This window comes from Acidobacteriota bacterium (assembly GCA_026393675.1).
Taxonomy (GTDB): domain Bacteria; phylum Acidobacteriota; class Vicinamibacteria; order Vicinamibacterales; family JAKQTR01; genus JBAXOX01.
Genome location: JAPKZQ010000040.1, coordinates 24771 through 49048, shown reverse-complemented (window position 1 = coordinate 49048; position 24278 = coordinate 24771). Strand labels below are relative to the sequence as shown.

The following is a 24278-nucleotide window of genomic DNA, read 5'->3' as shown; positions in this document are numbered from 1 at the left end:
GTCGATGTTGCGTCTTGCCTCGGTGGCCGTTCCGGTTCCTGCCCTCGGCCTCCTCACGTACCGTGTTCCCCCGGAGCTGGATGCGCCAGCCATCGGCAGTCGCGTCCTGGTGCCGCTTGGCACCAGGACGGTCACCGGGTGCGTGGTCTCGACCGATTCGCTTGAGGATGACGACGATCGCGTGCGCGGCGGGACACTCCGCGACATCATCGACCTGCTGGACGAGGACGCGTTTCTGCCGGGTTCGGTTGTCAGACTGGCGTTGTGGGTAGCGGAATACTACGCGTGCGGACCAGGCGAAGCCATCGCCGCCGCCGTCCCGCCGATGGCCTGGGTTGAAAGCCGACGAATCGTGACGTTGACCGACGCCGGTCTTCGGCGTCTCGAGGAGTTGCCTGGCGACAGCAGTTCGGCGATGCAACATGCCGCACTGAAAGTGCTGGTTGGAGGCCGCGGACTCCCGGTATCGTCGCTCCGCAGCCGTCTGGCGAAGGAACTCGGCGGACAGGTCCGGGTGCCGATGAACGCGCTGGTCCGCACGCTCGAGCGCGCGGGTCTCATCTCCGCGGCCCAGGTTCTGGAAGGGGAGCGGCGGGCGTACAAGACCACCCGCGTGGTGCGTGCCACGGCACAGGGACTCGATGTGGCGCGCGGCCTGGAATCCGGCGCGTCGGTCGCCGGGCTCGGTCCCAGACAGCAGGAGGCCCTGCGTGCTCTGGCGTCGGCGCCGGACGGACTGCCCACCTCGGCGCTGGTTGAACGGCAATTGGCGCCAGACGGGCTGAGACGCCTGGCGACCAGAGGGCTGGTGACGATTCACCGAGTGCCCCTCGACCGCGATCCGTTCGAAGGGCCGTGGGGACGACACGTCGCACCAGCGCTGGCCGACGCGCGGGCTCGCGAGCTGACGGCCGAACAGGCGTCGGCGCTCGAGCGCCTGACCGGGTTGTGCGCGCCGCCGGCGTTTCGCGTCGCACTGGTGCACGGTGTGACCGGCAGCGGGAAGACGGAACTCTACTTGCGCCTGGCCGAACACGTGCTGGCGGCTTCGCGACGGACCCTCGTGCTGGTTCCGGAGATTGCGCTGACACCGGCCGTTGCCCTGGCGTTCCGCCTTCGATTCGGGGACCGCGTGGCCATTCAGCACAGCGGGTTGTCCGATGGCGAACGTCACGACCAGTGGCAGCGGATTCGACGCAACGACGTCGACATCGTCGTCGGTACGCGCTCGGCCATCTTCGCCCCGTTGTCGTCAGTGGGTTTGATTGTCGTCGACGAGGAGCACGACGGCTCCTACAAGCAGCAGGACACACCCCGGTACAACGGTCGCGATCTGGCCATCGTCCGCGGTCAGCAGGAAGGCGCGCTGGTCGTACTCGGGTCAGCCACTCCGTCGATGGAATCGTTCCAGCATGCGTCGCGCGGCCGGTACGAGCTGATTCCTCTCGAACGACGCGTCCTCGACCGGCCGCTGGCCGCCGTGCGCACCATCAACATGCGTGACGAGTTCGCCGAGGTTGGCCCCGGCGTCATTCTGAGTCGCGCGCTGAGCGAAGCGGTCGCCGGCAGGTTGAGCCGCAAAGAGCAGGTGTTGCTGCTGCTGAATCGGCGAGGCTATTCCACGGCCGTGTTCTGCCGGCAATGCGGCGGGACGGTGGAGTGTCCCAACTGCAGCGTCTCGCTCGTGGTGCACGCCCGGAGCGGTGCCGCGTGCCATTACTGCAACTACAACGCGCGGGTGCCGCGAACATGCCCGGCGTGTGGCGGACCGTTTCTTGAGCAGCTCGGATTCGGCACAGAGCGGGTTGAGGCGGACGTGCGGGCGGCGTTTCCCGCCGCGCGGGTGGCGCGCCTCGACCGCGACAGTGTCCGGCATCGCGGGGCCATTCCTGACCTGCTGAACCGGTTTGGTGCGGGGCAGATCGACATCCTGATCGGCACCCAGATGATCGCGAAGGGCCACGACTTCCCGCGGGTGACGTTGGTCGGCGTCATCTCCGCCGATGTCGGGCTCGGCCTGGCGGATTTTCGCGCCTCGGAGCGAACGTTTCAGTTGCTGACGCAGGTGGTGGGCCGTGCCGGGCGAGGCGAAATCCTGGGCGACGCCATCATCCAGACGATCTATCCGGAACATTACAGTATCCGTCATGCGTGCCGGCAGGACTACGGCGCGTTCTTCAAAGAAGAGCTGCACTTCCGCCGGGCGATGCGGTATCCGCCGGTCGTCGCCCTGATCAACGCGGTGGTGCGGGGGCCGTCCTATGCAAAAGCCAGCAGCGATGCCGCCGACCTGGCGGGGCGGGTGCGCGCCGCCGCCGCGCCGGGCTCGGCGTTCACCGTGCTCGGGCCGGCGCCAGCACCACTGGCCCGGCTCAAGGGCGAGCATCGGGCGCAGTTCTTCGTCAAAGGTACACCGGCCATGCGGCGAGCGATGCGGGACGCCGTGCGGGGGGCGCTCGATGCACGCCCGGACCTTCGGCGAAAAACCACGATTGATGTGGACCCGCTGAGCGTGCTCTAGAACCGTCCCCAGGAACTACTTCGGCTGGAGCAGGTCGAGCGGCTCGATGGGAGCTGGCGTAAAGCAGAGCACCAGGATGACCAGCGCCAGGAGCGCAAGCCAGCGCCTGGAGGGATCGAGCGGTTCCGCCTCATCCCAGACAGCGGGATGCCGCCAGCCAAACGCGAACAGAAGTCCCACGGCGAGTAACGTCCACACGACCCACGACGACGAGTACACACTCAGGCCGACCGCGAACACCACCGCGACAAGGGTGACTTTGTGCGCATGCCGTCCGAGCGTGGCATACGCGATATGCCCGCCGTCGAACTGCCCAATCGGAATCAGGTTGAGGGCGGTCGCCAGCAGGCCAAACCACGCGGCGAATGCCATCGGGTGCATGTTGATCGACGCGGTTTCTGGAGGGGTTCCCCAGATCAGCCAACTGACTGCCTTAAACAGGAGTGGTTCTCCGAGCGAAACCCCGGCAAAATCCGAGGGTCCTCCAACGACACGGGACATCACCATGCCGATGACGAGGGCTGGGACAGCGACGACAAATCCGGCCAGTGGACCGGCAATCCCGATATCAAACAGAGCGCGTTTGGTGGTGATGGGCTGCCGAATCCGGATGAAGGCTCCAGCGGTTCCGGTCAGCGGGAATGGAATGGGCAGGAAATAGGGGAGCGATGCGTTGATGCCGTAGTAGCGGCAGGCCAGGTAGTGCCCCAGTTCGTGCGCCCCAAGAATCGCCAGGATCGTCAAGGAGTACCACAGGCCGTTGGCGACTGCCCCCAGCGTGAGCTGGGGATCAACCGCCTGAAAGTCCGATTCAAACGAGAGCCAATGGCACGCACCGGTGAGGGTGGTCGTCGCCAGCGTGGCGGCCAACAGCAACGCGTTCAACCACTTGCGATCAGTTCTGGGCTGCAAATCGGACACGAATGACTCGAGGGTCTGGCAGCCAGGCCCCGGTTAGCCGAGCGCCTGGAGGTCTTTCCCGGGTTTGAATCGGATGGTGCGGCCCGGAGGAATCCTAACTTCCTTGCCGGTCCGTGGGTTACGGCCGATGCCGCGCTTGCGGGGCTTGACCTGAAAGACACCGAAGCCGCGAAGCTCTATCCGCTCGCCTCGCTGCATGGAGATCCGCATCGTGTCAAACACCGCGTCGACGGCCATTTCGGCCTTGACCTTGGTGATGTTTGCCGCGCGGGCCACCTCGTCGACGATGTCGACCTTTATCATGCCGACCGTGCTCCCTCTCTGAACAATTGCTAACTATCATAGAAACATAGACTTAGCCTGTCAAGGAATTGGTTCGGCTCCGAACGCTTTCGCGCTATGATCGATCCGCAACACGAAAGGACCTCACAGCACGTGCCACGGCCGCTCCCGTCCGTCGTCCTCGTCGGTCGCCCGAACGTCGGGAAGTCGACCCTGTTTAACCGCATGGCAGGGAAGCGGCGCGCCATCGTTGCGCCAATCGCCGGCACCACGCGAGATGTCATTGCGATGCCCGTCTCGTGGCAGGGGGCGACCTTCCAGCTCTGCGATACCGGCGGGATGTTCGGTGCCAGCGCTGACCCGCTCCGAGACCTGGTCGTTGGCGGCGGTCACCGGGCGATTGCGGGAGCCGACCTTGTGCTGTTTGTCGTGGACGCGACAGACGGCAAGATGTTGTCCGACGAGGAGATCGCGGCGGCGCTCAGAACCTCGGGGAAACCGGTCGTCATGGTGTTGAACAAGTGCGACGACAATCGGGCTAAAGCCGGCGGTCTGGAATTCTACGCACTCGGCTTTGAGCCGGTGGTCGAGGTGTCCGCCGAGCACGGACATGGCATTGGAGATCTGCTCGAGCAGATTGTCGCGCACGCGTGCCGCCCGGGCGGCGAAGGGCGGGAAACTGAAGCGGAGACGGCAGGCGGGTCGGAGGCACCGGGAGTGGAACGCGATCTGGCCGATGAGCAGATTGAAACGGCGGTCGCGATCGTGGGGCGGCCGAACGTCGGCAAGTCGTCGCTGGTCAATCGGTTGATGCGCGAGGAACGCATGCTCGTCAGTGATATGCCAGGGACAACCCGGGATGCCGTGGATATGGTGCTGAACTGGCACCGGCGGCGTTTTCGGATTGTGGACACGGCCGGAATCAGGCGCTCAGGAAAAGTGGCGGGCGCGGGCGCCGTCGAAGCCGTGAGCGTGCTCCAGGCGCGCCGTGCCATCGCGAGCGCCGACGTCGTCGTGCTGTTGCTCGACGCCGTCGAAGGGCCCACCGATCAGGACGGCACGATCGCGGGCGAGGCCGACAAGGCCGGACGCGGGCTGATTGTCGCGGCCAACAAGTGGGACCTGATGAAGGAGAAGGGGCCCACTGCCGCCGCGGAGTTCGACGACGAACTCAAGCGGAAGCTGAAGTTCCTGGAGTACGCGCCGCTGCTGCACATTTCGGCGGTGACCGGTGAGCGGGTGCCCAAGTTGCTGGAGACGATAGACCGGGTGGCCGAGGCGCGGCGCCGTCGGGTGCCGACTGGCGAATTGAACCGGTTCGTCGAGATGATTGTGGCTGCCAATCCTCCGGTGGTGAAGGGGCGCCGCGAGGTGCGCATCCTCTATGCCACACAGGTGGGCATCGCCCCGCCGACATTCGTGTTCTTCACCAACGTGGCGACGACGTTTCACTTCTCGTATCAGCGCTTCCTGGTGAATAAGTTGCGCGAGGCGTTTGGTTATGTGGGAACGCCGATTCGCATTCAAGTGCGGGCGCGATCGCGGAAGCGCTCAGACAGGATGAAGCGCGGAGGGCGTGGTATACTTTTTCGCTAGAAGTACGTGGCTGATACCATCGCAGAGATTCCGGATCGGGAGCTGTTCAAGGCAGCGGACGTTTGCGAGATCGCGAGCGTGCAGCCGTATGTGCTGAGGTCCTGGGAATCGGAGTTTCCGACGCTCGGCTTTGCGAGAACTCCTGGCACGCCGCGCGTCTATCGGCGGAGTGACGTCGAGCGGGTGCTCCGGATCAGACAGCTCGTGTATGGCGAAGGGCTGACGCTGGCTGGTGCGCGGCGCAGGCTTGACGGCGACGCACATACGGCCGATGATGGGATACCGGCGGGTGTGGCACCTGGCGCTCGGCGGAAGCTGGACGGCATCAAGGGCGAATTGCGGTCGTTGCTCGAGATGCTGGGCGGCCCGCCGGTTCACGCTGCGAAGCCTCGGAAGGTAGCGGGATCCGGACAACCGACGCTGCTCGATATCGGTGCTGAGGCGGCGGGTGAGCGCGTGACGCAGACTGAAAAGACGCCGGACGCCGCCGCGGGAGGAAAGAGCAGGGCACCACGTCGCAGGACATGATGCCCATCGCATGGAGTTGAGATCGGGATGTAGCGCAGTTTGGTAGCGCACCTGAATGGGGTTCAGGGGGTCGCTGGTTCGAATCCAGTCATCCCGACCAGTTTTCGAGGCGGTAGGTAGCCAATAGGTAGCCACCTAGGGGTTCCTACCGCCCTTTCTGTGTACGGCTGGACGCTCGCCTTGGCGCGAACTCGGCGTCTCCGCTGGGGGGGGCGCTGCCTATGTCTGGGCCAGGGCACGTCGGCGCCGAGCCGTCGCTATAGTCGCTTCCGACGCATCACTGGCGCGTGGCCGACGCGTACTCGGCGGCGCCCCTCGCCGTCCGGTTCCATGCAACCATGACGCGACGCCAGAATACTCGACTTCAGGGCGCCGCCTGCGGTGGTCCGCCCAGGCGCTCTATGTAGCGCCGGAACTTGATGTCATCGTCGTCAATCTCGCGCATCCGCGCGAGTCCTGACAGCTTCCGGACCCTGCGGTAGGCGTCAACGGAAACGTGCCGGACTTGTGGGCGTGAGCGAGAGGTCAACTACGTCGTCTTGGGCTGGTTGAAGTAGACGGGAGCGACGCCACGATCTCGGCAGACCCGAGGGAGGAGCCGCGGCGAAGAGGCATGTGGGGTAGTGCGCCGTGCGGCGTGTCGAATCTACACGCACTGCCCGTTGAGGCTGAATTGGCGAAGCCGCCCGATTGAATGACGCGATATGATTACGGTGAACTTGAGTTCGAGGGCTTTGACCCATCAGGCTGGAGGCGGAATCGATGAGATCCCACATCGCGCGGTCGTTGATCCCGCGGGCATTCGTCGAGGCGGTACGCCGGGCCACAGGTGCGGGCGTGAAGCATGACTGGTCGATCTTTTGTGACCGCCAGGTCGAAAGTCTCACCTTGGCGAGCTTGTTGGGTGAGCGTCCCGATGGCGGTTGGCGGGCCTACGCTGGCACGGTGATAGAACGGAAATGGTCAGACATTTTCACCATTGACGTATTCCTGGCTTCTCAGCGGCCCAAGGTCATTGTCGAATTGGGGACCGGCTCCGGTGCTTTTTCCTGTTACCTCGCCACTTACGCATACCTGAACGGCGCGAGGTTCTTCACGTTCGACTTGCAACGGAAAACAGCCCCGACAAAGCGCGCCAACTATCGGGCGCTGCGTCTCGTTCGGAAGTTGGGTGGGCGAGTTTATCGTCGCGATATCTTTCATCCGAAAACGCGAACAATCATTCAGAAGCTCGTCAACCGAGGGCCGTCGGTGTTTCTCTATTGTGACAACGGAAACAAGGCCCGAGAGGTACAGCTGTTCGCTGGCGACCTGAAGGCCTCGGACTTCATTGGCGTGCATGATTATGGCTTCGAAGTCCACCAGCACGATCTTGCCGGACTAGTGGGGACGAGCCTTCGTCCATGGAATCCCAAGTTCTTCGAGGATCTGTCATCGAGCAATCGGATCTTCCAGAGGATCATTGTCTAGAAGTCTTGATTGACCCGGATCTGAGTTATTGAGTCAAGTTCTCTACGCAGCAATCCTCACCTCTTTCAGAAATCGATCGAGCGCTTGATCGAGACGCTGGTACGCCGTGGCGGCGCGCCTTGATGATCTGAAGGTCCCGCCCGGCAACCGGTTGCACCAGCTCGATCGCGGCCGGAAGGGACAGCACGCCATCTCTGTCAACGATCAATGGCGCATCTGCTTCAGATGCGTCGATGGCGACGCCTATGATGTGGAGATCACGGACTACCACTGAGATGAGGTCTGACATGAGTATTCCAAACACCGGCGCGTTGATGCGCCGGCCCACACATCCCGGCGAGATGCTGCGGGAGGACTTCCTGCCGGACTACGGACTCACGGTTTCCAGCCTTGCTGAGGCCGTGGGCGTCTCCCGCCAGTCGATCAACGAGTTGCTTCGGGGGTGTCGGGCGGTGAGTTCGGGCATGGCGCTGCGGCTCTCGCGCCTCTTCGGCAACTCGCCCGAGTTCTGGCTCAACGCGCAGCGCGCTGTGGACCTGTGGGATGCGGCTCGGACCATGAAGTCTGAGGTCGCGCGCATCAAGCCGCTGAGGGTCGCCTGACAACTGGCTGGACCTTCCTTCCAGATGCTGGCGGTGGTGCTGATTCGCGTGAGGCGGATCCTCGGCCCGACGACGCTACCTGACCGACGTCAGGAGACGACGACGGCAGGTTCCGATTCCGCCGGCAACAGGTCGGGCGCGCGCATGGCATCCAACTGTACGTCGATGCCGCGGCGCACCAACCGCCTGAACACCAGGAAGTGCTCGTTGAGGGCGCACACCGTCACGTAGTCAGCCAGCGCACCCGGATTGTGGCGACTGATGCTCACCAGATGGTGCCAGAAGCGCCAGCGCGTGCGGCGGGCCAGACCCTGGCGCCAGAGAATGCGAATGAGGGCTGGAAGCGTCCGCAGCACCTCCCGGACCGACGGTGGGGTAGCCTGGACGGGCCGCGCCACGCGTCTAGTCGCGCCAAGCGCAAGGAAGTACCGCCACGTGCGGTCGAGGTACGCGCGCGGCTCGTACAGCCGCTCGAACGCCTCCACGAACTCCCGGGCGACCTGTGAAAGCGGCCGGGTCGGCGCGAAGTTGGTCAGATACGTCTGGTTGCCCGAGGCGGTCGCCGTGTCGCGAAGCCTGCCCTCGCGGCCCAGGCGATCCCACAGGGCCGTCCCCGGGAGCGCCTGCAGCATCGACACGAACGCGGTCGGAATCGCCGTACGCTCGACAAACGCCACGATGCGTGACCCGGCGCCTGCCGCCTCCCCGTCGAACCCGATGACGAACCCGCCCATCACGCGGATGCCGGATCCCGTAATGGTGTCGACCGCCTCGTCGAGCGGCTGGCGGAGGTTCTGGTGCTTGAGCGTACGCTCCAAACTCTCGGCATCGGGGGTTTCGATGCCGAGGAAGACCGACCTGAACGCGCAGGCCACCATGAGGTCGAGCAACTCCTGGTCCTGGGCGAGGTCGACCGACGCCTCGGTGTCGAAGTGGAACGGAAAGCCACGCGTGGCCTGCCAGCCGACCAGCTCGCGCAGCATCTCTTTGGCCGCTTGGCGATTGCCGACGAAGTTGTCGTCGACGATGAAGACAGTACCGCGCCACCCGAGTTGGTGAAGCCGATCCATCTCGGCCAGCATCTGGTCCGGCCTCTTCGTCCGCGGGCGCCGACCGTACAGCACGATGATGTCGCAGAACTCGCAGAGGAAGGGACACCCTCGGGAGAACTGGATGGACATCGAGTCGTAGGCGGCCAGTTCCAGCAGGTCGAAGCGCGGGGCCGGCGTCGTGGTCACATCGGGCTTCGCCCCGCCGGCAGTGAAGGTGCCCCCGGCGACGCCCTGCGTCAGGGCCTCGAGAAATGGTGGCAGCGTCAGCTCGGCCTCATCGAGGACGAGGAAGTCGGCGCCGGCGTTCCGCAGTTCGTCGGGGAGTGCCGTCGCGTACGGCCCGCCAACGACGACCGGCTTGTTGCGGCGCTTGGCCTCCGCGACCAGCTCCAGCAGGTGCGGCTTCTGGACGATCATGGCCGACAGCAGAACGATGTCGGCCCAGGCCCACTCCGCGTCGGTGACGGGTCGGACGTTGCAATCCACCAGCCGGCACGTCCAGCTATCAGGCAGCAGCGCCGCGACCGTGATCAAGCCGAGCGGGGGCATCAAGGCTTTCTTGCCGACCAGCTCGAGAATTGGCTCGTATGACCAGAAGGTCGAGGGGAACCGGGGGGAGATCAGCAGACTGTTCACGGACGCCCGGTAGGATAGCACGCCTTGGTGCCACCCCCTCCACGGCGGCGTCAGGATACGTCCGCATATCCCATCGACGGCCACACCCCACCCGCCTCTCGACCCGACAGATATCGTACTAATTCCCCGGGACAGATGACGTACTGACCACAGTCCCTCCTGTTCTGCTGGCCGCATCCGCGTGTGTGCGTTAGACTGCCGAGGATGCGCGTCGTCGTCGGATCGATCATTGGGCTCGTAGCGCTGTGGCTGGCGTTCCGGGGCGAGTCGCCCGGGGCGCTCGTCGCGGCGATCGGGCAGACCGATCCATGGTGGACAATGGCTGCGCTCGTGTCGATTGCCGCCTCGCTTGCGCTCGTCACGGAACGGTGGCGCGTCCTCTTCGGACGATCGACCCATCACTCACCACGATGGGGTCTGCTCTTCAAGGCGCAGGTCGTTGGGCAGGCCGTCAATATCGCGCTGCCAATCCGGGTCGGCGAACTCGTGCGCGTGCTTCTGGTCTCCAGAACGGGAGGCCAGACACTCGAACGCACATTTGTGACAGTGGTGGCTGAGCGCCTCATGGACATGGGCGTGGTCGCGCTTGCGGCCGCCTGGCTCGCCTTGCAGGTTACCTTCCCTCCATGGTTGGCAGGGCCGGTCCGCGCCATGACGATCGCCGGTTTGATCGCAGCCGCGCTCGGGGTGGCGACCATGCTCGCCGGCCGGCGCGTGTCGGCATTCTTACGAGCGAAAGTGGAAACGCTTACGCACAAGGGCTTGGCGCGGTTTGCCCGGCGAAGCGCGACGGCGGTCGGGGAAGCCGCGCAACTGCGGGATCCCCGGACGCTGGGCGCGGCACTGGCGCTCTCAGCTGTGATCCTCCTGCTTTCCGTGTTCACAAACTACCTGCTGTTGCTGGCCTTTCACATTCCTGTTTCTCCGGTGGCCGCGCTGTTGGTGCTGCTGGTCCTGCAAGTGGGCAGCGCGCCAGTCTCTACGCCTGGCAATCTGGGCGTGTTCCAGTACCTGACGGTGCTCGCGCTCGGTGTCTACTCAGTCGACCGCACCACGGCTGTGGCCTATTCGGTGGTGCTGTATGTGATCGCGTACGGACCCAAACTCGTGCTCGGCGCGTGGTTGCTGGCCAGAGTGACCCGCGACGCCACGCTCGGGCCTGACGTACTGGCCATGATTCGAGGGCGGCGATGACGGCGAACACGAGTCGCGTCTCGGTCGTGGTGCCGTGCCGAAACGAGGCGCGGCACATCACGAGCCTTCTCGAAGCCATCCGGCAACAGAAGTATGTGGTGAGCGAGATCGTCATCGTTGACAGTTCATCGGACAACACGGCCGATGTGGTGGCCGCGTACTGTCGTGAACATCCATCCCTCGTGGTTCGCGTGGTGCCGGTCGTGAAGGCGTCAATCCCGGCTGCCGTCAACGCGGGTGTAGTTCGAGCGACAGGAGAAGTGATCGTCAGGCTGGACGGCCATTGCGTTCCTGATTCCGAGTACATTGCCCGGGCGGTCGCCGCACTCGAGGAGTGCGCCGAGGTCGGCGTGGTGGGCGGGGTGTGGCAGGTGGCGCCGGGAGCGAATACGCTGGCCGCCGAGGCGATTGCACGCGCCGGCTCGCATCCGGCAGGAGCGGGCGATGCGGCGTACCGGATTGCCCGAGGCTCGACCGCGCGGCAGGATGTCGACACGGTGCCGTTCGGCTGTTATCGGAAGACGCTGTGGACCGAACTTGGCGGCCTCAATGAACGCCTGCTGACCAACGAAGACTACGAGTTCAACTACCGCGTGCGCACGATCGGCCGCCGCGTCGTGCTCGATCCGGCCATCAGGTCCACATACTTCGCGCGGGCCACGTTCGGAGCGCTGGCGCGCCAGTACTTCCGGTATGGCTGGTGGAAGGTCGCCATGCTGCGGCTGCATCCGGCATCGCTCCGATGGCGGCAAGCGGTGCCTGCGGCCTTTGTCGCCGTGCTGATCGCGCTTGGCGTGCTGGGAGTGTTCTCGCGGGTCGCGAGCGTGGTACTGCTCGGCCTTCTGGCGTTCTACGCCGCCGTGCTTGCCCTGGCAGCCGCGGACGCGTGCAGAAGAACGGGCAAGTGGCGGCTCCAGCCGTTTCTGATGGCGGCGTTCGCGACCATCCACCTATGTTGGGGATTCGGGGCGGTCGTGAATCTGGCGACGGGCGGGCGATGGCCGTTCAGCGCGGCCGACGCTTCTACCTAGAACCGCTCTCAAGATCCATTAATACTTCGCTTCTCTCAAGACCAGGTTGAAGCTGCCGACCGCCAGATCGGCCTGCAACCGGAGCGGCATCCTCCTGGCGTCGTCCGACAGCCACAGCGACAGTTTGCGGCCGACCGGCTTGCCCGTCGCGTCGGTCATAACGGGTGTGATCTTCAGCGCAGGTTGGGTGCCGATGCCCGTCTTCACATCCTCCCGAGCACCAACCGTCGCAGACATGTAGTAGACCGTGTCGCTGATGCACACCGGCATCCTGATGGTCATGCCCGAGGACAACGTCATCGCACGCAGCGCGAAAAGCGCTGACAACGCGTCTTGCGACTGCGCCGGGACGGCGATGTCCTTCTTCATATTGGTCGAGGTCTGCATCTCGAAGAGCGCCGTCCGGCCGTCGGGATTGAATCGGAGCGATTTCATGCGCGTCCGGCCATTCTCGTCGCTATAGACGGAACCGCGCTGGGACGTGAGCGTGTAGACATCGAGCAGCGAATCAGCCTTGTAGTAGAGCGAGTACAGCTTCGCCAGCATTGGCGTCGGGCGGCCTTCACCAAGGATGTAGTACGCCCGCGATCCGTATGATGAGTGCTTGTCGACCACGCGAAGCGTCGCCGTACCGGCCGTCACAAAGGCCATCGACCACGACACGTCGTATGACAGTGTCTCGCCCGCCGTGAACGGCACGGGACGCTCGACTTTTGGCGCGGGAGCCGGGACCGCCGCGTTCTTCGCCGGTGGGCGCTTGGCTGGCTGAGTCCGCTTAGGCTTCGCTCCGACCTTGGTGCCCTGCTTTGCCTGCCCGACCTCCATTGTGGCCGCGCTCTGGCCGCCGAGAACGAGGAGGCAGAGAACGACTGATGCGGCAAGACGCAAGCGCATGCGAGTGTTATTCATAGGAGTCACGCGGCAACGAATCATGTCAGTCCAGAATACTGTATCGGGCCAAGCGGAAGCTACGCTCCGGCGCGGTCGTCGGTGCCGAGGCTCACTTGTGAGCGTACACAAAACGGGGGACCACGCGGGTCCCCCAGTAACTGTCGCAAGGTGCAGACTACGCCGACAGACTAGACGTGCAGCCGTGCGTACTTGGCTTCGAGATCCTCACGCGACTCAACATTGTTGGGGTCCGTGACGACGCAGCCGTCCACGGGGCATACTTCGACGCACTTGGCGGCATCATGGGCGCCCACGCACTCCGTACACTTGTCGACTGCGATGACGTACACGGATTCCGCCTGAGTAATTGCCTCGTTCGGGCACTCAGGCTCGCAGGCGCCGCAGCTGATGCAATCCGCTTCCTTGATAAACATTGCCATGACCGGTTTCCTCCAAATCAGTGCCACCATGGGCACGAAGTTTCGTTTCGCTTACAGAATAGCAAACTTCGATCCGCTCTGAAAAGGACGTTTTCCCACGACAATCCCACGATGTTTCCGAGAGCGCCGGTTTCCCGGCGTCTTGTCGTCGAAAACTCGCCAAGCTTCATGCCAATGCCGACCCCAGCCGTCGCATTTCGAGTGGTGTTATCTGCGCGGTCTGGATTCCCGCGTTCGCCGGCATCCAGAGAGGAACGCTGGCTGGATTCCGGCGTTCGCCGGAATGACGAGGACTCGCGTCATGCCGGTGGAAACCGGCACATCATCCATGAGCGCGCCCAGACCATTCAAGCATGCGAGCTGGTCAGCGGGGAAGGCGCTGTGGCATGTCGGCGACGACGTAACTCATCACCGCGATCGCCGCAACGCACCTCGCCAGATCGGCCGGCTCAATCCGCTCGATCGTGTCGGCCATCGTGTGATGGATCGTGAAGTAGAGGCTCGAATCGACATCGAGCGACATCGAAGCGATCTTGCCCGCCTCGACGCTCGGACCGATGTCGGCACCGCCACCTGCGGATCCGATGGCGGTCGCATCAATGCCGGCCAGCAGCGACGAGATGTCCTTGACGAGGGCGCGTGCCGCCTCGCTGCCAGAGAACCCGAATCCCCGTGGTCTGAAGACGCCACCGTCGATCTCAATCATCAGAAGATGGTTGGGGAGTTCGGCCTTGTGCTGGTCGCGATAGCCCAGGCCGCCGCGCAGGCCGTTTTCCTCGTTGGTGAAGAGCACCGCGCGAACCGTGCGCCGCGGCCGAAGGCCCAGCTTCTTCATCAGGCGAATGGCTTCCCACGACGCGATGCTGCCGCCCCCATCATCGGTCGCGCCAGTGCCGACGTCCCACGAGTCGAGGTGACCGCCTATGACGATGACCTCCTCGGGATGTTCCCGTCCGACAATCTCTGCGATGACGTTCGCCGATTCGGCGTCCGGTAGCATGCGCGCTTCCATGGACAGGCGAACGACCAGTTTCACTCCACGATCCTGGAGCCGCTGGAGGCGGTCCGCATCCTCGTAGGTGATGGCCGCTGCGGGAATCCGGGGGGCATTGTCCGCGTACGTCAGCGCCCCGGTGTGCGTCGTTCGGAGGCCGGGCTGGCCCACCGATCTGAGCAGCATCCCCACGGCGCCCAGGGCGGCTGCGCGCGAGGCGCCGGTGGAGCGATAGCGAACCGTTTCGCCGTAGTTGGTAAACGGCACGTTATAGACGACGATGCGTCCTGCGACGCGCGTGCCGAGCGCGTCAAGTTCATCAAAGCTGCCGACGACGACGGCCTCGGCCTTGATGCCCTCCGGTGGCGTGCCGACGCTATTGCCCAGCCCGAGCATGACGAGTTGCTGCGGACCCGGCTCGACCAGCTCCACGCTCTCACGCCCGCGAACCCAGTGCGGGACCATCACCTTCTCGGCGTGGACGTTGTCGAGGCCGTCCTTCTTCATCTCGGACACGGCCCACGCGATCGCGTCGTCGAGCGCCTTCGAGCCGGCCAGTCGATGGCCGAACGTGTCGGTCAACTCGGCCAGGCGTTGCCACGCGTGCGTGGTGGACAGGGCTTCACCGATGAGGCGAGACGCGGCGTCCCGATGCGGCGTGAGCCAGTCGGGAGGCGCGGGCGCGGCGACGAGGATCGCCGACAGCACGAACGCCACCATCAAGAGGGCGAGAGCAGGTCTGGTCATTTGGGGGCGTCCATCCGCCAGGGCGTCTAGATCAAGACTGAAATCTTGCCCTTGGCTTTCAGCTGATCAACGAACACCTGGCTTATCTGTTCTCGCTGCTGAGTGGCCAGGTACTCGCGAATCTGGTCTTTCACTTCGTCGAACCCGACGTCGCGCGCGGGCTTGGCCTCGAGCACTTGAATGATGTGGTAGCCGAACGGGGTCTCGACCACACCGCTCATCTGGCCCGGCTTCAGTGCGAAGGCCGCCTGGTCGAACGGCGCTACCATCTGGCCGCGGTTGAAGAAGCCGAGGTCCCCGCCGTTTTGCGCGGAGCCCGGGTCCTGGGAGAACTTCTTGGCGAGGTCGGGGAGTTTGGCACCCCTCCGGAGCTGCTTCAGCAGATCGTCGGCCTGCGCCTTGGCCTTGGTCTTGGTGACGACGTCAGCCTTCTCGTCGGCGCGGATCAGGATATGGCTGGCATGTACCGACTCCGCCTGGTGGAAGCGGGGCTTGTTCTGGTCGAAGAACGTCTTGAGGTCCGCGTCCTGCACCTTGACCTGCGGCTCGATCTCCGCCTGCAGCATCTGGTTGACCGCCAGGGTGTCCTCGGTCTCCTTGCGCAGCTGATCGAAGCTCACGCCGCGCGCCTGGAGCATCTGATTGAATGCCGCCTCGTTGGGGAACTGTTTCTTGAGATCGCCGAGCTGCTTGTCCACGTCCCATGGGGCGGCGACGATTTTTCGCGATCGGGCTTCCTGGGCGAGGAGGTGGAAGCCGATGATGCGATCGAGCACCTGGCGGTACACGGCGTCCCGTTGCTCGGGCGGCACGGTGTTGCGCGCGCGCTGCTCGAGGGTGCGCACCGCCATGTCGAGTTCAGCCCGGGTCACATCCTCGCCGTTGACCTTGGCGACTACGTCCGGCAATTGTGCGGGCACAGGCTTGGCGGCGCCTTCGGGGGCGGTGGTGGCGGGGGATCTGGCCGGAGCGGCTGGCGGCTTGGCCGCTTCCTTCTTCCCGCACGCGGCAGTAGTGGCACAGAAAACAACGACGGCGAGCACGGCTAGGCTTCTCTTCACGGTAACTCCCAGAATAGCAAGGACAGCCCCAAGGTACCAGACCGTCCGCCGATACGCAAGGCACGGAAGGGGCACCGGAAAGGGGCGTCTTGTGTTTCGCAGTTGCGCGGAAATGAGAGGTTTGCTACAGTCAAGGCCGGTACACGCACTGAAGCCTTGACTCCCCATCTTACCTTTCCGCCAGAGCAGTCACTTATCGCGCCATACAGCGGCATGTCGCCGTGTCATCACGAGGTGAAATAACAGCGTGGCAGTCCGGTTGTTTCTTGGAAATCTCCCATACAGCGCGACAGAGACCGATGTTCGGGCTCATGTCACAAGCGTCGCGCCACCGCTGTCCGTCGTTCTGCCGATGGACCGCGAAACAGGTCGCCCTCGCGGGTTTGCGTTTGTCGACTACGCGGATCTGGCTGCGGCAACCGAGGTCATTCGCCAACTGAACGGGCAGCCGTTCATGGGACGGGCCTTGTCGGTAAGCGAGGCCCGGCCCAGGGAAGAACGGGGACCGCGCCCCATGATGGGCGGGCCCTCGAGCTTTGGCCCGAGACCCGGGGGGCCGCCCGCGCCTGGCGGGGGCGAGCCCGGGGCCCGGCGAGAGCGCAACTTCGGTCCGCCCGCGCCGCCGAAAGGCAAGCGGACGTCGCAAGGGAAAGGGCGGGGCGACCCGGGGCCGAAGGGGCCGATCAAGGTGCGTGGCGGTGGGCGGGTGTACGACGTGGACGATCCGGCCGTAGATGCCGTGCCGCCCGCTCAGTACGATGATTTCGCCACCAGCCTTCCCGACCAGGACAAAGTGGCCGACAAAGTGGCCGACAAAGTGGCCGACGAAGCGGGCGACGAATAGACCGCTGGCCGGATACCGAAGCGGTATGAGCGGGCGAGCGCCTCTCGGCGCCGCCCGTTAACCGCGATGTATGTGTGTGGGGTTTCTGGTGCCGAGGCCCAGACTTGAACTGGGGACCCCTGCATTTTCAGAGTGATTTTCCTGTCTCACACCCGCTACTCTCCATCACTCATCAAATACCGTGTGACCCTTACCTACCAATGGGTTACACTGGCTGTGTCGGATATGGCGGGTGACGCTGCGACCACCGAGAATGACGCGCAAAGCACCACCAGGAGCACCACTAGGGATTTGAGGCACCGTGAGAACGAAGATCACCCAGGCGCTTCTTGACTCGCTCAAACCCGGTTCGTATGACCTGGCTGATAGCGAACAACGCGGATTGGTGTTGCGCGTCCGACCGAGCGGCCACCACTCGTGGCTGGTCCGGCTCGGCCGAGGACGATGGTTCACAATCGGGCGGGCCGATGTGATCCCTCCGCTGAAGGCGCGCAAGCTGGCGCGTGAACGGCTCGGCGAGGACTCTGGCGGCGATGACCCGATCGCGGCGAAGAAACGGCAGGCGCAAGAAGCCAAGCGGCGGATCGCGCTCGGGAAGTTCATCACCGACTCCTACGCGCCGTGGGTTCGTGCGAACCGCACGAGCGGCGACGACACGATCAAGATGCTCGAGGGCCGTTTTAAGGATTTCCTCAACACGTTGCTGGCCGATCTGACGCCGTTCGCGATCGAGAAGTGGCGAAATGCCTATTTGAAGCGCGGCCGGAGCCCGGCCACGGCCAACCGGGTGCTGGCGGCGTTGAAGGCCTGTCTCGCGAAGGCGGTGGAGTGGCGCCACCTTGATCGGCATCCCCTGGCGGGCCTGAAGCTCGCGAGAGTGGACGCGATCGGGCGGCTGCGCTACCTGTCACCCGATGAAGAAACGCGGCTGCGGGCGGCGCTGGCCGCGCGAGACGAGGAACGTCGTCAAGCGCGCGTCTCAGCGAACGTCTGGCGGGCACAGCGCGGGTACGAACTCTGGCCCGAACTCGGGATGTACACCGACGTGCTGACCCCACTGGTGATCATGCTTCTCCATACCGGGCTGCGATTCGGCGAAGCCTGCGGCCTGACGTGGCGTGATGTGGATCTGACCGGGGCGCTGCTCACAGTGCGCGGCGAAACGTCGAAGTCCAGCAAGACCCGATATGTCCCGCTCAATAAGACGGTGGCGGATGTACTCAAGGCGTGGCAGCCCGATCCCGCCGATGGCTACGTGTTTCCCGGCGAGGACGGCGGGCGGCTCGTAGACATCAAGACCGCATGGAAGAACCTGCTCACGAGCGTCATCGGCACACCGATTGCCGGATTCCGGGTCCATGACCTGCGGCACACGTTCGCGTCGAAGTTGGTACAGGCTGGCGTCGATCTGAACACGGTGCGCGAGCTGCTTGGGCACGCGGACATCAAGATGACGCTGCGGTACGCCCATCTGGCGCCTGAGCATCGCGCGGCCGCGGTGGCGAAGCTCGTGGCGGCGGGCTGACGACGATGCCCAACAGCACGCAAGACCCGAAGCGGCCACCGCAACGGCTCATCCCTGGCGACCTGTACGATCCGCGCTATCCCATCCACGGCGCCGTGGCGCGGTTCTTCGAAGCCATGACGCCCGCGCGATGCCCGCTCGTGTTCAAGGAAGTGGAAGCCTTGATGGGAGCGGACGCGCTGGCGCTGATGGATGCGAGGATGAACACGACCCAGAAGGCGAGTCCGCCGCCGGCGCCAATTGTGACAGGCCCAGTCACGTTCGACGCGGTCCCGTGGCTCTGCAATCCTGACGTTGACGCATGGGCGGCCCGGTACGGCCTGTCTGACGGTCCGTTCCGCTCCATCATTCGGGAGTCGATGACGGGATGGTTCCGTGGGACGCTTGGGCGTGGAACGTGGCACGTCGCCGATAGATTCGGCCCGCAACCGACGCCGCTCCCACATCCCGCCGCCGTGGCAGCCGTGGACGCGCCAGAGTCATCAGCGCCCGCGACAGGGAAGGGGCCGCGTTTCACGCGCACGTCGCCGGAGGCAGACGGCTGGTTCATCGAAGCGGCGCAACGTCCACCGCGGGGACTCCCGCGGCTTGACCCCCTGAGGGACACCACGACCGAGTATGGCGCACGCGCCAAGCAACACGCCCGCGACGTGTTGACACAAGCAGAGGCCAACGGATTGAAGCGGCTGCGGGCACGGCGAGGCTCGGCTGATGATTCAGACGACAGGCATTTTGTCTGGCTGGTTCGCTATCAGATGAACCGCGAGTCCTACGCCACGATCGCGAAGGGGCTTCCCGTGGCGTCACGCGAAGCACCCCACAACACCGTGCGTGATGCGGTTGTTCGGCTGGCGCCAATCGTGGGGGTCACGTTGCGCGCGCCCGTTCGAACGGGCCGACCTCGAAAAGTCACCGGGCTAGGCTGAGTCCTTAACTGTCCTTTTTCGGTGGTCCCGTGCTCGGTATTCTCCGGGCATGATGCAGCATACCCAGGCACCCACCAACGCTACGACGTCCATCACTGCAAGCGGCATCGTTCCGGCCGTGCTCCGCGAACCGGACGCGGCCCGCTACCTCGGCATGAGCCGAGCGTATCTGAAGAAAGCGCGCATCTTCGGCCGCGGGCCGACGTTTGTCCGCGTCCGGCGGTTGATTGGCTACCGCGTGGCCGATCTCGAACGGTGGCTCGACAGCCACACGGTCCGGCCGGCGGCATGAGCCCGTACAGACGGAAGGCCGCGTTGGCAGCGCGGCCCGGAGCGAAGACACATGCACGAGATGGACTCGCACACTCTACCACCACTCGGCGCAGCGGATCTAGTCATCCGCGAACTCGCGTTCTCCGAGCACGACCCGACTGATGAGGCGCGAGAATTGGCCGCCGACATGCACATCTACCGCGAGTTGAATCAGGTCGCCGTTGCCGAAGTGGCGGCACTCACCGAAACGGTGAAGCGGCTGCGCGCGACGATCATCAGCCAGCGTGGGGCGATCCGTTCGCTGCGGGCTGAACTCGCGCGCTACACGTCGCGTGGTGCAACGGGGCGCGCCGCATGACGCCCGAGCAGGACTTCATCGATCGAGGCGACGGTTGCTACCGGCTCGAAGTGCCGGGGCCGGGTATCGTGCTATCGGTGGACCGTCTGGCGCGGCACTCGGGCGAACTGATCGGCGAACTGACGGTGACGTGCGACCTGCCAGGCGCGAAGCGTGTCAACGGCGACGGTGCGCTGCTGGTCGGCAGCCTCAACTTCTCATCCATCTCGGCCCGCGAGACCCGCGCGAAGTTATTGGCGAAGCGCAGTGAGGCCAGCGACTACGACTGGTACGGCACGCTTGAGTACTTCTGTCAGCGGGTCGTTATCGCCGAGCGGACAGGCGCGTCGGCGGTGCTGCTCCGCGACATGCCGAAACCCTCACCTGACGCGACCTGGACCATCCACGGGCTGCCCGTGCTCAAGGATCACCCCGAGATCATCTTCGGCGATGGCGGCGCGTGCAAGTCCCTGATTGCCCTCGCGCGGGCCGGCGAACTCGCACAGCGCGGGGTGTCGGTGCTCTATGCCGATTGGGAAACCAGCGCGGGGGATCACCGCGCCCGGCTCGAATCTCTGTTCGGTGCCGACATGCCCGACGTGCGGTACGCGCGCTGTGAGGCCCCGCTTACAGTTGAAGTGGACCGGCTCCGGCGTCTGATCGTGGCGCACGGGATTCAGTACATGATCCTCGATTCGCTCGCCTACGGGTGCGACGGACCGCCCGAGGCCGCCGAGACGGCCAACGCCTATTGTCGCGCCATGCGCCAGTTGCGCGTCGGGGCCACGATGATCGCGCACATCAACCGCAGCGAGAACGGCGACCAAAAGCCATTCGGCTCGGCCTTCTGGCACAACAGCGCGCGGAGTACATGGTTCGCCAAACGCTCCGAGGCTGACGGCAACGCCAGTGACGTGACGGTGGCGCTGTTCCATCGCAAGTGCAACACGGGACCGCTGCTGGCTGCCCGAGGGCTCCAGATTTCATTTCGGGGCGATCGCATCTCTATCCAGCCGAGCAACCTCACCGAGTCCGAGGACTTCGCCGGCAAGCTGCCGCTGTGGCAGCGGATGCGCGGCACGCTGACCAGCGGCCCGATGACTCTGACGGCGATGTCAACCGAACTTGACGCTAAGGTCGAGACGATCGAACGGACCGTCCGCCGCTGTTCGAAGCTGTTTACCCGGCAGCCGGGGGCTGACGGCGTGACCCGAATCCACTTGGTTGAAAGGCGGGCGTCGTGACGGCGCTCGAGGCAAACGGACACATATAGGCGAGGACGACCATGCCACAAGCACAACTCCAGAAGGCTGGCGGGTGGGGGAACGCGATCGGCTACGGGCTCGGCCAAGGGCTCGACGGGTTCTTCAAGGCATACCAGTGGATGCAGGGGATGAAGGCGGACGCGGCGAAGACGAAAGCCGAGCAGGATCGAGCAGGCCGGCTGGACCGGATCGCGCAGCAGGAGCAGGACCTTCGGAAGATGATCGCGACCGTGTCGAACGAGGGCAAGGCGCGGGACGAATCGCTGGTGAACTACAACGCCATCAACGGGCGGTACTCGCTGATCGACGCGCCGGAGTCAATGTTGCAGTTCACGTCACGCGAACAGCCGGCGGGGGAACAAGACTTCGGATTCGGATCTTTGCCGACCTTCATGGAACAGCAGACGCGGGAGAAGCTGAAGCCCTACCCAATACCCGGCCAGCCGTCAATCGGGGTTCCGGGCTTCGAACTGCCGCTCGACACGCGGGAGGAATCGTCGAAGAAGGCGTTTGACGCAACGTGGATGAAGAGCTTCGCCGAGGACCAAGGCAAGACACACATCTACACGCCTGGCAGTTCTGGCACGCGGCCGACAGCGAGGCCCGGAGTGTCAGAGACGTTTCAGGGGCCACCACGCGAACAGCCGATCCCGCCGATGGGGTCTGAGGGCGCCTACATCATCGGAAAGTACGGCAAGAATCCGACGCCGGACCAGATGCTGCAGGGCGCGAAGGAGCACGCGACGGCCACGTGGAAACCGAGCCTCGTCAATATGCTGGGTGGCGGGCCTGGCACGAATGGCGCGCTAACCGACGAAGGGGTTGACTACGCGGCCACGCAGTACCGTGTTACGGGCGTGATGCCGGCGCTCGGGATGGGGAACGCTCAGGCGCGCGCAGCCATCATCAACCGAACGGCACAACAGGCGAAGGCGCTGCGACAGACTCCGGTCATGGCCATCCAGAAACAGGCCGCCTACAAGGCTGACAGCGGGGCGCTGGGGAAGATGACGACGATGAGTGCGGCGGCGGAGTCCTTCGAGACGAAGGCCCTGGCTCAGACGGATATCATCAGCGAACTCTCGCCCAAGGTCGGGCGCACGGCTTCTCCGATGTTGAACAGTTGGCTTCTGGCCGGGAAGAAGGAGATTGCTGGCGACAGCGACACGGCGATGCTGTTCAACGCAATCACGACGTTCTCGACCGAATACGCGAAGATCATGGAAGGGTCCACCGGGGCAGTCGCGGCCTCGTCGGATTCCGCCCGCAAGGCGGCGGAGGATCTGGTGAAGGCCACAATGAATCCGACCACGCTGGCTAGTGTGGTCGGCCTGATGAAACGCGAGATGCGCCTGACGATTGACGGGTACGGCGCCACGATCGATCACATCACGACACGGATGGGCGGGGCGCCACCACAGGCAGCGCCTCCGCCTGCCACAGCGTCAGCGTCTCCTGCTGGCGGTGACGGGACGGTCAAGATGAAGGCACCGAACGGTCAGATTTCGGATGTTCCGGCTGGCCTCGTGGAACACTACAAATCGCTTGGGGCGACGGTGATCCGATGATGCCTCAACAGCCTGATTGGTTCGCCTCGAATGCGCCGAAGCCTGGCGCGCTCATTGCTCCGCCTGTAGCCGCTCCCTCGGGTGGGGATAACTGGTTCGCCTCGAATGCGCCGACCGATCGTGTCAACGTCGGCGAGTCAGCACACTTCAGCGTCAACGGCCAGCCCGTCGATCACGGCGTCATCGTGGACGCCCTACTCGGCGCGTTGAAGGGGCTCGGCACGAGCGCGGTCGGCCTGGGGAAACTGGCCACGAAGATCCCAGGGGTCGCCGCCGCAATCGATGCGGGCTACGGCGCGCTCGGGGTGCCCGGCATCAACACGAAGCAGGCGCTAGAAGACGTTGGGCCTGATCTGGCTCCACAGAACACCGCGCAGAAGGTCGGCAATGTCATCGAACAGGTCGCTGAGTATTTCGTCCCCGGAGCCCAAGCCGAGAAACTCGCGACAGGGATCGCGGCGAAAGTGCTGCCAGCGGTGACGAGTCGTCTCGGCCGGTCAGCAATCAACCTCGGGACACGATCCGCCGTGCAGTCCGGTTTATCGGCAGGCATGACGAAGATCCAGGGCGGGGATGTTGGAACGGCGGCAGGCGTCGGCGCCGCAATGCCCGTCATCGGTGGCGCCGTTGCGAAGGCGGCGGAGGGGATCGGATCGTTGGCGGTGCCGCTCGTCCGCGCGGCCATCAAGCCGACCGTCACGGCCATGAAGCAGCAGGCTGGGGCATCCGTCCAGGGTATCGACGCGATCGCCAATCGCCTCAGCCGATTCATTCTCGACAACAAACTGACGACACCGGCCAAGGCAGAGGCGCTCATTACGGCGGCTGAGAAAGGGATTCAGGACGCGCTCTCGAAGAGCAGCGCGGTCAGCGATGCGCCACAACGCGCCATGCGCTATCTCCAGGCCCTTGAACGAAGCGCGGCGAAACAGGGCCTTCCCGCCGATGACGTCGCCACGATTCGCCGCGCGGCCAGTGAACTGCTCGAGCAATCACCACTATCGGAAACGGTCACGAAGACGGTTATGAGACCGTCGATCGCCGGTCTCTTCAATGCGTCCGGACAGCCGGCGTTGACCCCGCAACAGGTTGCCTCGCGTGCGCTCAGGACTGACGTTGCGCCTGGGGAGGCGCTGGATATTGCGCGTGGTACGTCGCGCTGGAGTAACCGCAAGGCGTGGGGCGAGATGAAGGGGGCCGGGCAGGAAGCGAGCAAGGCCGTGGAACGCGCGGCCCGTGACTCAGTGAAGGCGGCTGTTCCAGAGACACAACCCCTGTTCGCCCAACAGAAGGCGGCGATTCAGGCGAAACAGACCCTTGATCGGACGCTCTTCCGACAGGGCAACCGCGATGCCGTCAGTCTCCCCGCGCATGTCATCGCCGCGGGCGAGATTGCCAGCGGGAAACTGCCGCTGTTGTCCTTTGCAGCCAATTGGCTCCGGAACAACCAAATGAGGGCGGGGGTGTGGGCGAAGCGCCTGGAAGATGCAATCACGAATCAGAACGCGCAGGAGGCTGGGGAGATTCTGGGCCGCTTTGGTGTCGTAGTGTCGTCCAAACAGTAATCAGGGCCT

At 64.6% G+C, this 24278-nt stretch carries 22 protein-coding genes, 1 tRNA gene and 1 pseudogene; 17 read left to right on the top strand and 7 right to left on the bottom strand.

The annotated features are described in order from the left end of the window. The first annotated feature begins 4 nt into the window (after nucleotides 1–4). Nucleotides 5–2521, top strand: coding sequence for a primosomal protein N' (priA, locus tag NT151_09630; GenBank protein ID MCX6539174.1), 2517 nt, complete (start codon nucleotides 5–7; stop codon nucleotides 2519–2521). 15 nt (nucleotides 2522–2536) lie between these two features. On the opposite strand, the gene NT151_09625 is transcribed toward priA, so the two are convergent. Then, entirely contained in the window at nucleotides 2537–3442 is a 906-nt protein-coding gene (locus tag NT151_09625; GenBank protein ID MCX6539173.1) for a site-2 protease family protein, read from the bottom strand. Between the two features lie 33 nt (nucleotides 3443–3475). Continuing rightward, nucleotides 3476–3745 carry an integration host factor subunit beta gene (locus tag NT151_09620; GenBank protein MCX6539172.1) on the bottom strand — a complete coding sequence of 90 codons (270 nt, stop codon included), beginning with the start codon at nucleotides 3743–3745 and terminating at the stop codon, nucleotides 3476–3478. A gap of 132 nt (nucleotides 3746–3877) precedes the next feature. On the opposite strand from NT151_09620, the gene der reads away from it, so the two are divergent. The 6 genes and pseudogenes from der (at nucleotide 3878) to NT151_09590 (ending at nucleotide 7920) form a co-directional block, all read left to right on the top strand. Next, nucleotides 3878–5320 carry a ribosome biogenesis GTPase Der gene (gene der / locus NT151_09615; protein ID MCX6539171.1) on the top strand — a complete coding sequence of 481 codons (1443 nt, stop codon included), beginning with the start codon at nucleotides 3878–3880 and terminating at the stop codon, nucleotides 5318–5320. A gap of 6 nt (nucleotides 5321–5326) precedes the next feature. After that, nucleotides 5327–5848 (top strand): MerR family transcriptional regulator, encoded by a 522-nt coding sequence (locus NT151_09610; protein ID MCX6539170.1) that lies wholly within the window; start codon nucleotides 5327–5329, stop codon nucleotides 5846–5848. Nucleotides 5849–5871: 23 nt separating this feature from the next. Then, nucleotides 5872–5948 (top strand) — tRNA-Pro (locus tag NT151_09605). 662 nt (nucleotides 5949–6610) lie between these two features. Then, entirely contained in the window at nucleotides 6611–7318 is a 708-nt protein-coding gene (locus tag NT151_09600; protein ID MCX6539169.1) for a hypothetical protein, read from the top strand. A gap of 97 nt (nucleotides 7319–7415) precedes the next feature. Beyond that, nucleotides 7416–7592: pseudogene (locus tag NT151_09595) on the top strand (type II toxin-antitoxin system RelE/ParE family toxin). A gap of 13 nt (nucleotides 7593–7605) precedes the next feature. Beyond that, a complete protein-coding gene (locus NT151_09590) occupies nucleotides 7606–7920 on the top strand; it encodes a HigA family addiction module antitoxin (GenBank protein MCX6539168.1) in 315 nt (104 codons plus the stop codon). An 89-nt stretch (nucleotides 7921–8009) separates the two neighbouring features. Here the strand turns inward: NT151_09590 and NT151_09585 are convergent, their stop codons facing one another. Beyond that, entirely contained in the window at nucleotides 8010–9608 is a 1599-nt protein-coding gene (locus NT151_09585; GenBank protein MCX6539167.1) for a B12-binding domain-containing radical SAM protein, read from the bottom strand. A gap of 204 nt (nucleotides 9609–9812) precedes the next feature. On the opposite strand from NT151_09585, the gene NT151_09580 reads away from it, so the two are divergent. Continuing rightward, on the top strand, nucleotides 9813–10802 hold the full coding sequence (locus NT151_09580; GenBank protein ID MCX6539166.1) for a lysylphosphatidylglycerol synthase transmembrane domain-containing protein: 990 nt from the start codon (nucleotides 9813–9815) through the stop codon (nucleotides 10800–10802). Further along, on the top strand, nucleotides 10799–11833 hold the full coding sequence (locus tag NT151_09575; GenBank protein ID MCX6539165.1) for a glycosyltransferase family 2 protein: 1035 nt from the start codon (nucleotides 10799–10801) through the stop codon (nucleotides 11831–11833). The genes NT151_09580 and NT151_09575 overlap by 4 nt, the downstream gene beginning before the upstream one ends. Nucleotides 11834–11851: 18 nt before the next feature. Here the strand turns inward: NT151_09575 and NT151_09570 are convergent, their stop codons facing one another. From NT151_09570 to NT151_09555, 4 genes are all read right to left on the bottom strand, one after another. Beyond that, nucleotides 11852–12727: a DUF3108 domain-containing protein gene (locus NT151_09570; protein ID MCX6539164.1), complete on the bottom strand. Its 876-nt coding sequence runs from the start codon at nucleotides 12725–12727 to the stop codon at nucleotides 11852–11854. 185 nt (nucleotides 12728–12912) lie between these two features. Further along, nucleotides 12913–13164 (bottom strand): YfhL family 4Fe-4S dicluster ferredoxin, encoded by a 252-nt coding sequence (locus NT151_09565; protein MCX6539163.1) that lies wholly within the window; start codon nucleotides 13162–13164, stop codon nucleotides 12913–12915. Between the two features lie 364 nt (nucleotides 13165–13528). Then, nucleotides 13529–14905 (bottom strand): M20/M25/M40 family metallo-hydrolase, encoded by a 1377-nt coding sequence (locus tag NT151_09560; protein ID MCX6539162.1) that lies wholly within the window; start codon nucleotides 14903–14905, stop codon nucleotides 13529–13531. Nucleotides 14906–14931: 26 nt separating this feature from the next. Next, on the bottom strand, nucleotides 14932–15966 hold the full coding sequence (locus NT151_09555) for a peptidylprolyl isomerase (GenBank protein ID MCX6539161.1): 1035 nt from the start codon (nucleotides 15964–15966) through the stop codon (nucleotides 14932–14934). 247 nt (nucleotides 15967–16213) lie between these two features. Between NT151_09555 and NT151_09550 the strand changes: the two genes are divergently transcribed. From NT151_09550 to NT151_09515, 8 genes are all read left to right on the top strand, one after another. Continuing rightward, complete coding sequence (locus NT151_09550) at nucleotides 16214–16810, top strand: RNA-binding protein (protein MCX6539160.1); 597 nt, start codon at nucleotides 16214–16216, stop codon at nucleotides 16808–16810. 301 nt (nucleotides 16811–17111) lie between these two features. Then, nucleotides 17112–18335 (top strand): site-specific integrase, encoded by a 1224-nt coding sequence (locus NT151_09545; protein MCX6539159.1) that lies wholly within the window; start codon nucleotides 17112–17114, stop codon nucleotides 18333–18335. A gap of 5 nt (nucleotides 18336–18340) precedes the next feature. After that, a complete protein-coding gene (locus NT151_09540; GenBank protein MCX6539158.1) occupies nucleotides 18341–19261 on the top strand; it encodes a hypothetical protein in 921 nt (306 codons plus the stop codon). A gap of 49 nt (nucleotides 19262–19310) precedes the next feature. Beyond that, nucleotides 19311–19553, top strand: a complete 243-nt coding sequence (locus NT151_09535) for a hypothetical protein (GenBank protein ID MCX6539157.1) — start codon at nucleotides 19311–19313, stop codon at nucleotides 19551–19553. A 51-nt stretch (nucleotides 19554–19604) separates the two neighbouring features. Further along, nucleotides 19605–19892 (top strand): hypothetical protein, encoded by a 288-nt coding sequence (locus tag NT151_09530; protein MCX6539156.1) that lies wholly within the window; start codon nucleotides 19605–19607, stop codon nucleotides 19890–19892. Continuing rightward, complete coding sequence (locus tag NT151_09525; GenBank protein ID MCX6539155.1) at nucleotides 19889–21115, top strand: AAA family ATPase; 1227 nt, start codon at nucleotides 19889–19891, stop codon at nucleotides 21113–21115. Before NT151_09530 ends, NT151_09525 begins: the two co-directional genes overlap by 4 nt. Before the next feature lie 41 nt (nucleotides 21116–21156). Then, nucleotides 21157–22704 (top strand): hypothetical protein, encoded by a 1548-nt coding sequence (locus NT151_09520; GenBank protein MCX6539154.1) that lies wholly within the window; start codon nucleotides 21157–21159, stop codon nucleotides 22702–22704. After that, nucleotides 22701–24269, top strand: coding sequence for a hypothetical protein (locus tag NT151_09515; GenBank protein ID MCX6539153.1), 1569 nt, complete (start codon nucleotides 22701–22703; stop codon nucleotides 24267–24269). The genes NT151_09520 and NT151_09515 overlap by 4 nt, the downstream gene beginning before the upstream one ends. Nucleotides 24270–24278: the final 9 nt, after the last annotated feature.

Bases quoted from the DNA above. Each gene is read 5' to 3' on its own strand.
- NT151_09515 (MCX6539153.1), top strand. From the start codon at position 22,701: ATGATGCCTCAACAGCCTGATTGGTTCGCCTCGAATGCGCCGAAGCCT.
- NT151_09590 (MCX6539168.1), top strand. From the start codon at position 7,606: ATGAGTATTCCAAACACCGGCGCGTTGATGCGCCGGCCCACACATCCC.
- NT151_09520 (MCX6539154.1), top strand. From the start codon at position 21,157: ATGCCACAAGCACAACTCCAGAAGGCTGGCGGGTGGGGGAACGCGATC.
- NT151_09540 (MCX6539158.1), top strand. From the start codon at position 18,341: ATGCCCAACAGCACGCAAGACCCGAAGCGGCCACCGCAACGGCTCATC.
- NT151_09620 (MCX6539172.1), bottom strand. From the start codon at position 3,745: ATGATAAAGGTCGACATCGTCGACGAGGTGGCCCGCGCGGCAAACATC.
- NT151_09530 (MCX6539156.1), top strand. From the start codon at position 19,605: ATGCACGAGATGGACTCGCACACTCTACCACCACTCGGCGCAGCGGAT.
- NT151_09535 (MCX6539157.1), top strand. From the start codon at position 19,311: ATGATGCAGCATACCCAGGCACCCACCAACGCTACGACGTCCATCACT.
- NT151_09525 (MCX6539155.1), top strand. From the start codon at position 19,889: ATGACGCCCGAGCAGGACTTCATCGATCGAGGCGACGGTTGCTACCGG.
- NT151_09560 (MCX6539162.1), bottom strand. From the start codon at position 14,905: ATGACCAGACCTGCTCTCGCCCTCTTGATGGTGGCGTTCGTGCTGTCG.
- priA (MCX6539174.1), top strand. From the start codon at position 5: ATGTTGCGTCTTGCCTCGGTGGCCGTTCCGGTTCCTGCCCTCGGCCTC.
- NT151_09575 (MCX6539165.1), top strand. From the start codon at position 10,799: ATGACGGCGAACACGAGTCGCGTCTCGGTCGTGGTGCCGTGCCGAAAC.
- NT151_09600 (MCX6539169.1), top strand. From the start codon at position 6,611: ATGAGATCCCACATCGCGCGGTCGTTGATCCCGCGGGCATTCGTCGAG.
- NT151_09565 (MCX6539163.1), bottom strand. From the start codon at position 13,164: ATGGCAATGTTTATCAAGGAAGCGGATTGCATCAGCTGCGGCGCCTGC.
- NT151_09580 (MCX6539166.1), top strand. From the start codon at position 9,813: ATGCGCGTCGTCGTCGGATCGATCATTGGGCTCGTAGCGCTGTGGCTG.
- NT151_09570 (MCX6539164.1), bottom strand. From the start codon at position 12,727: ATGCGCTTGCGTCTTGCCGCATCAGTCGTTCTCTGCCTCCTCGTTCTC.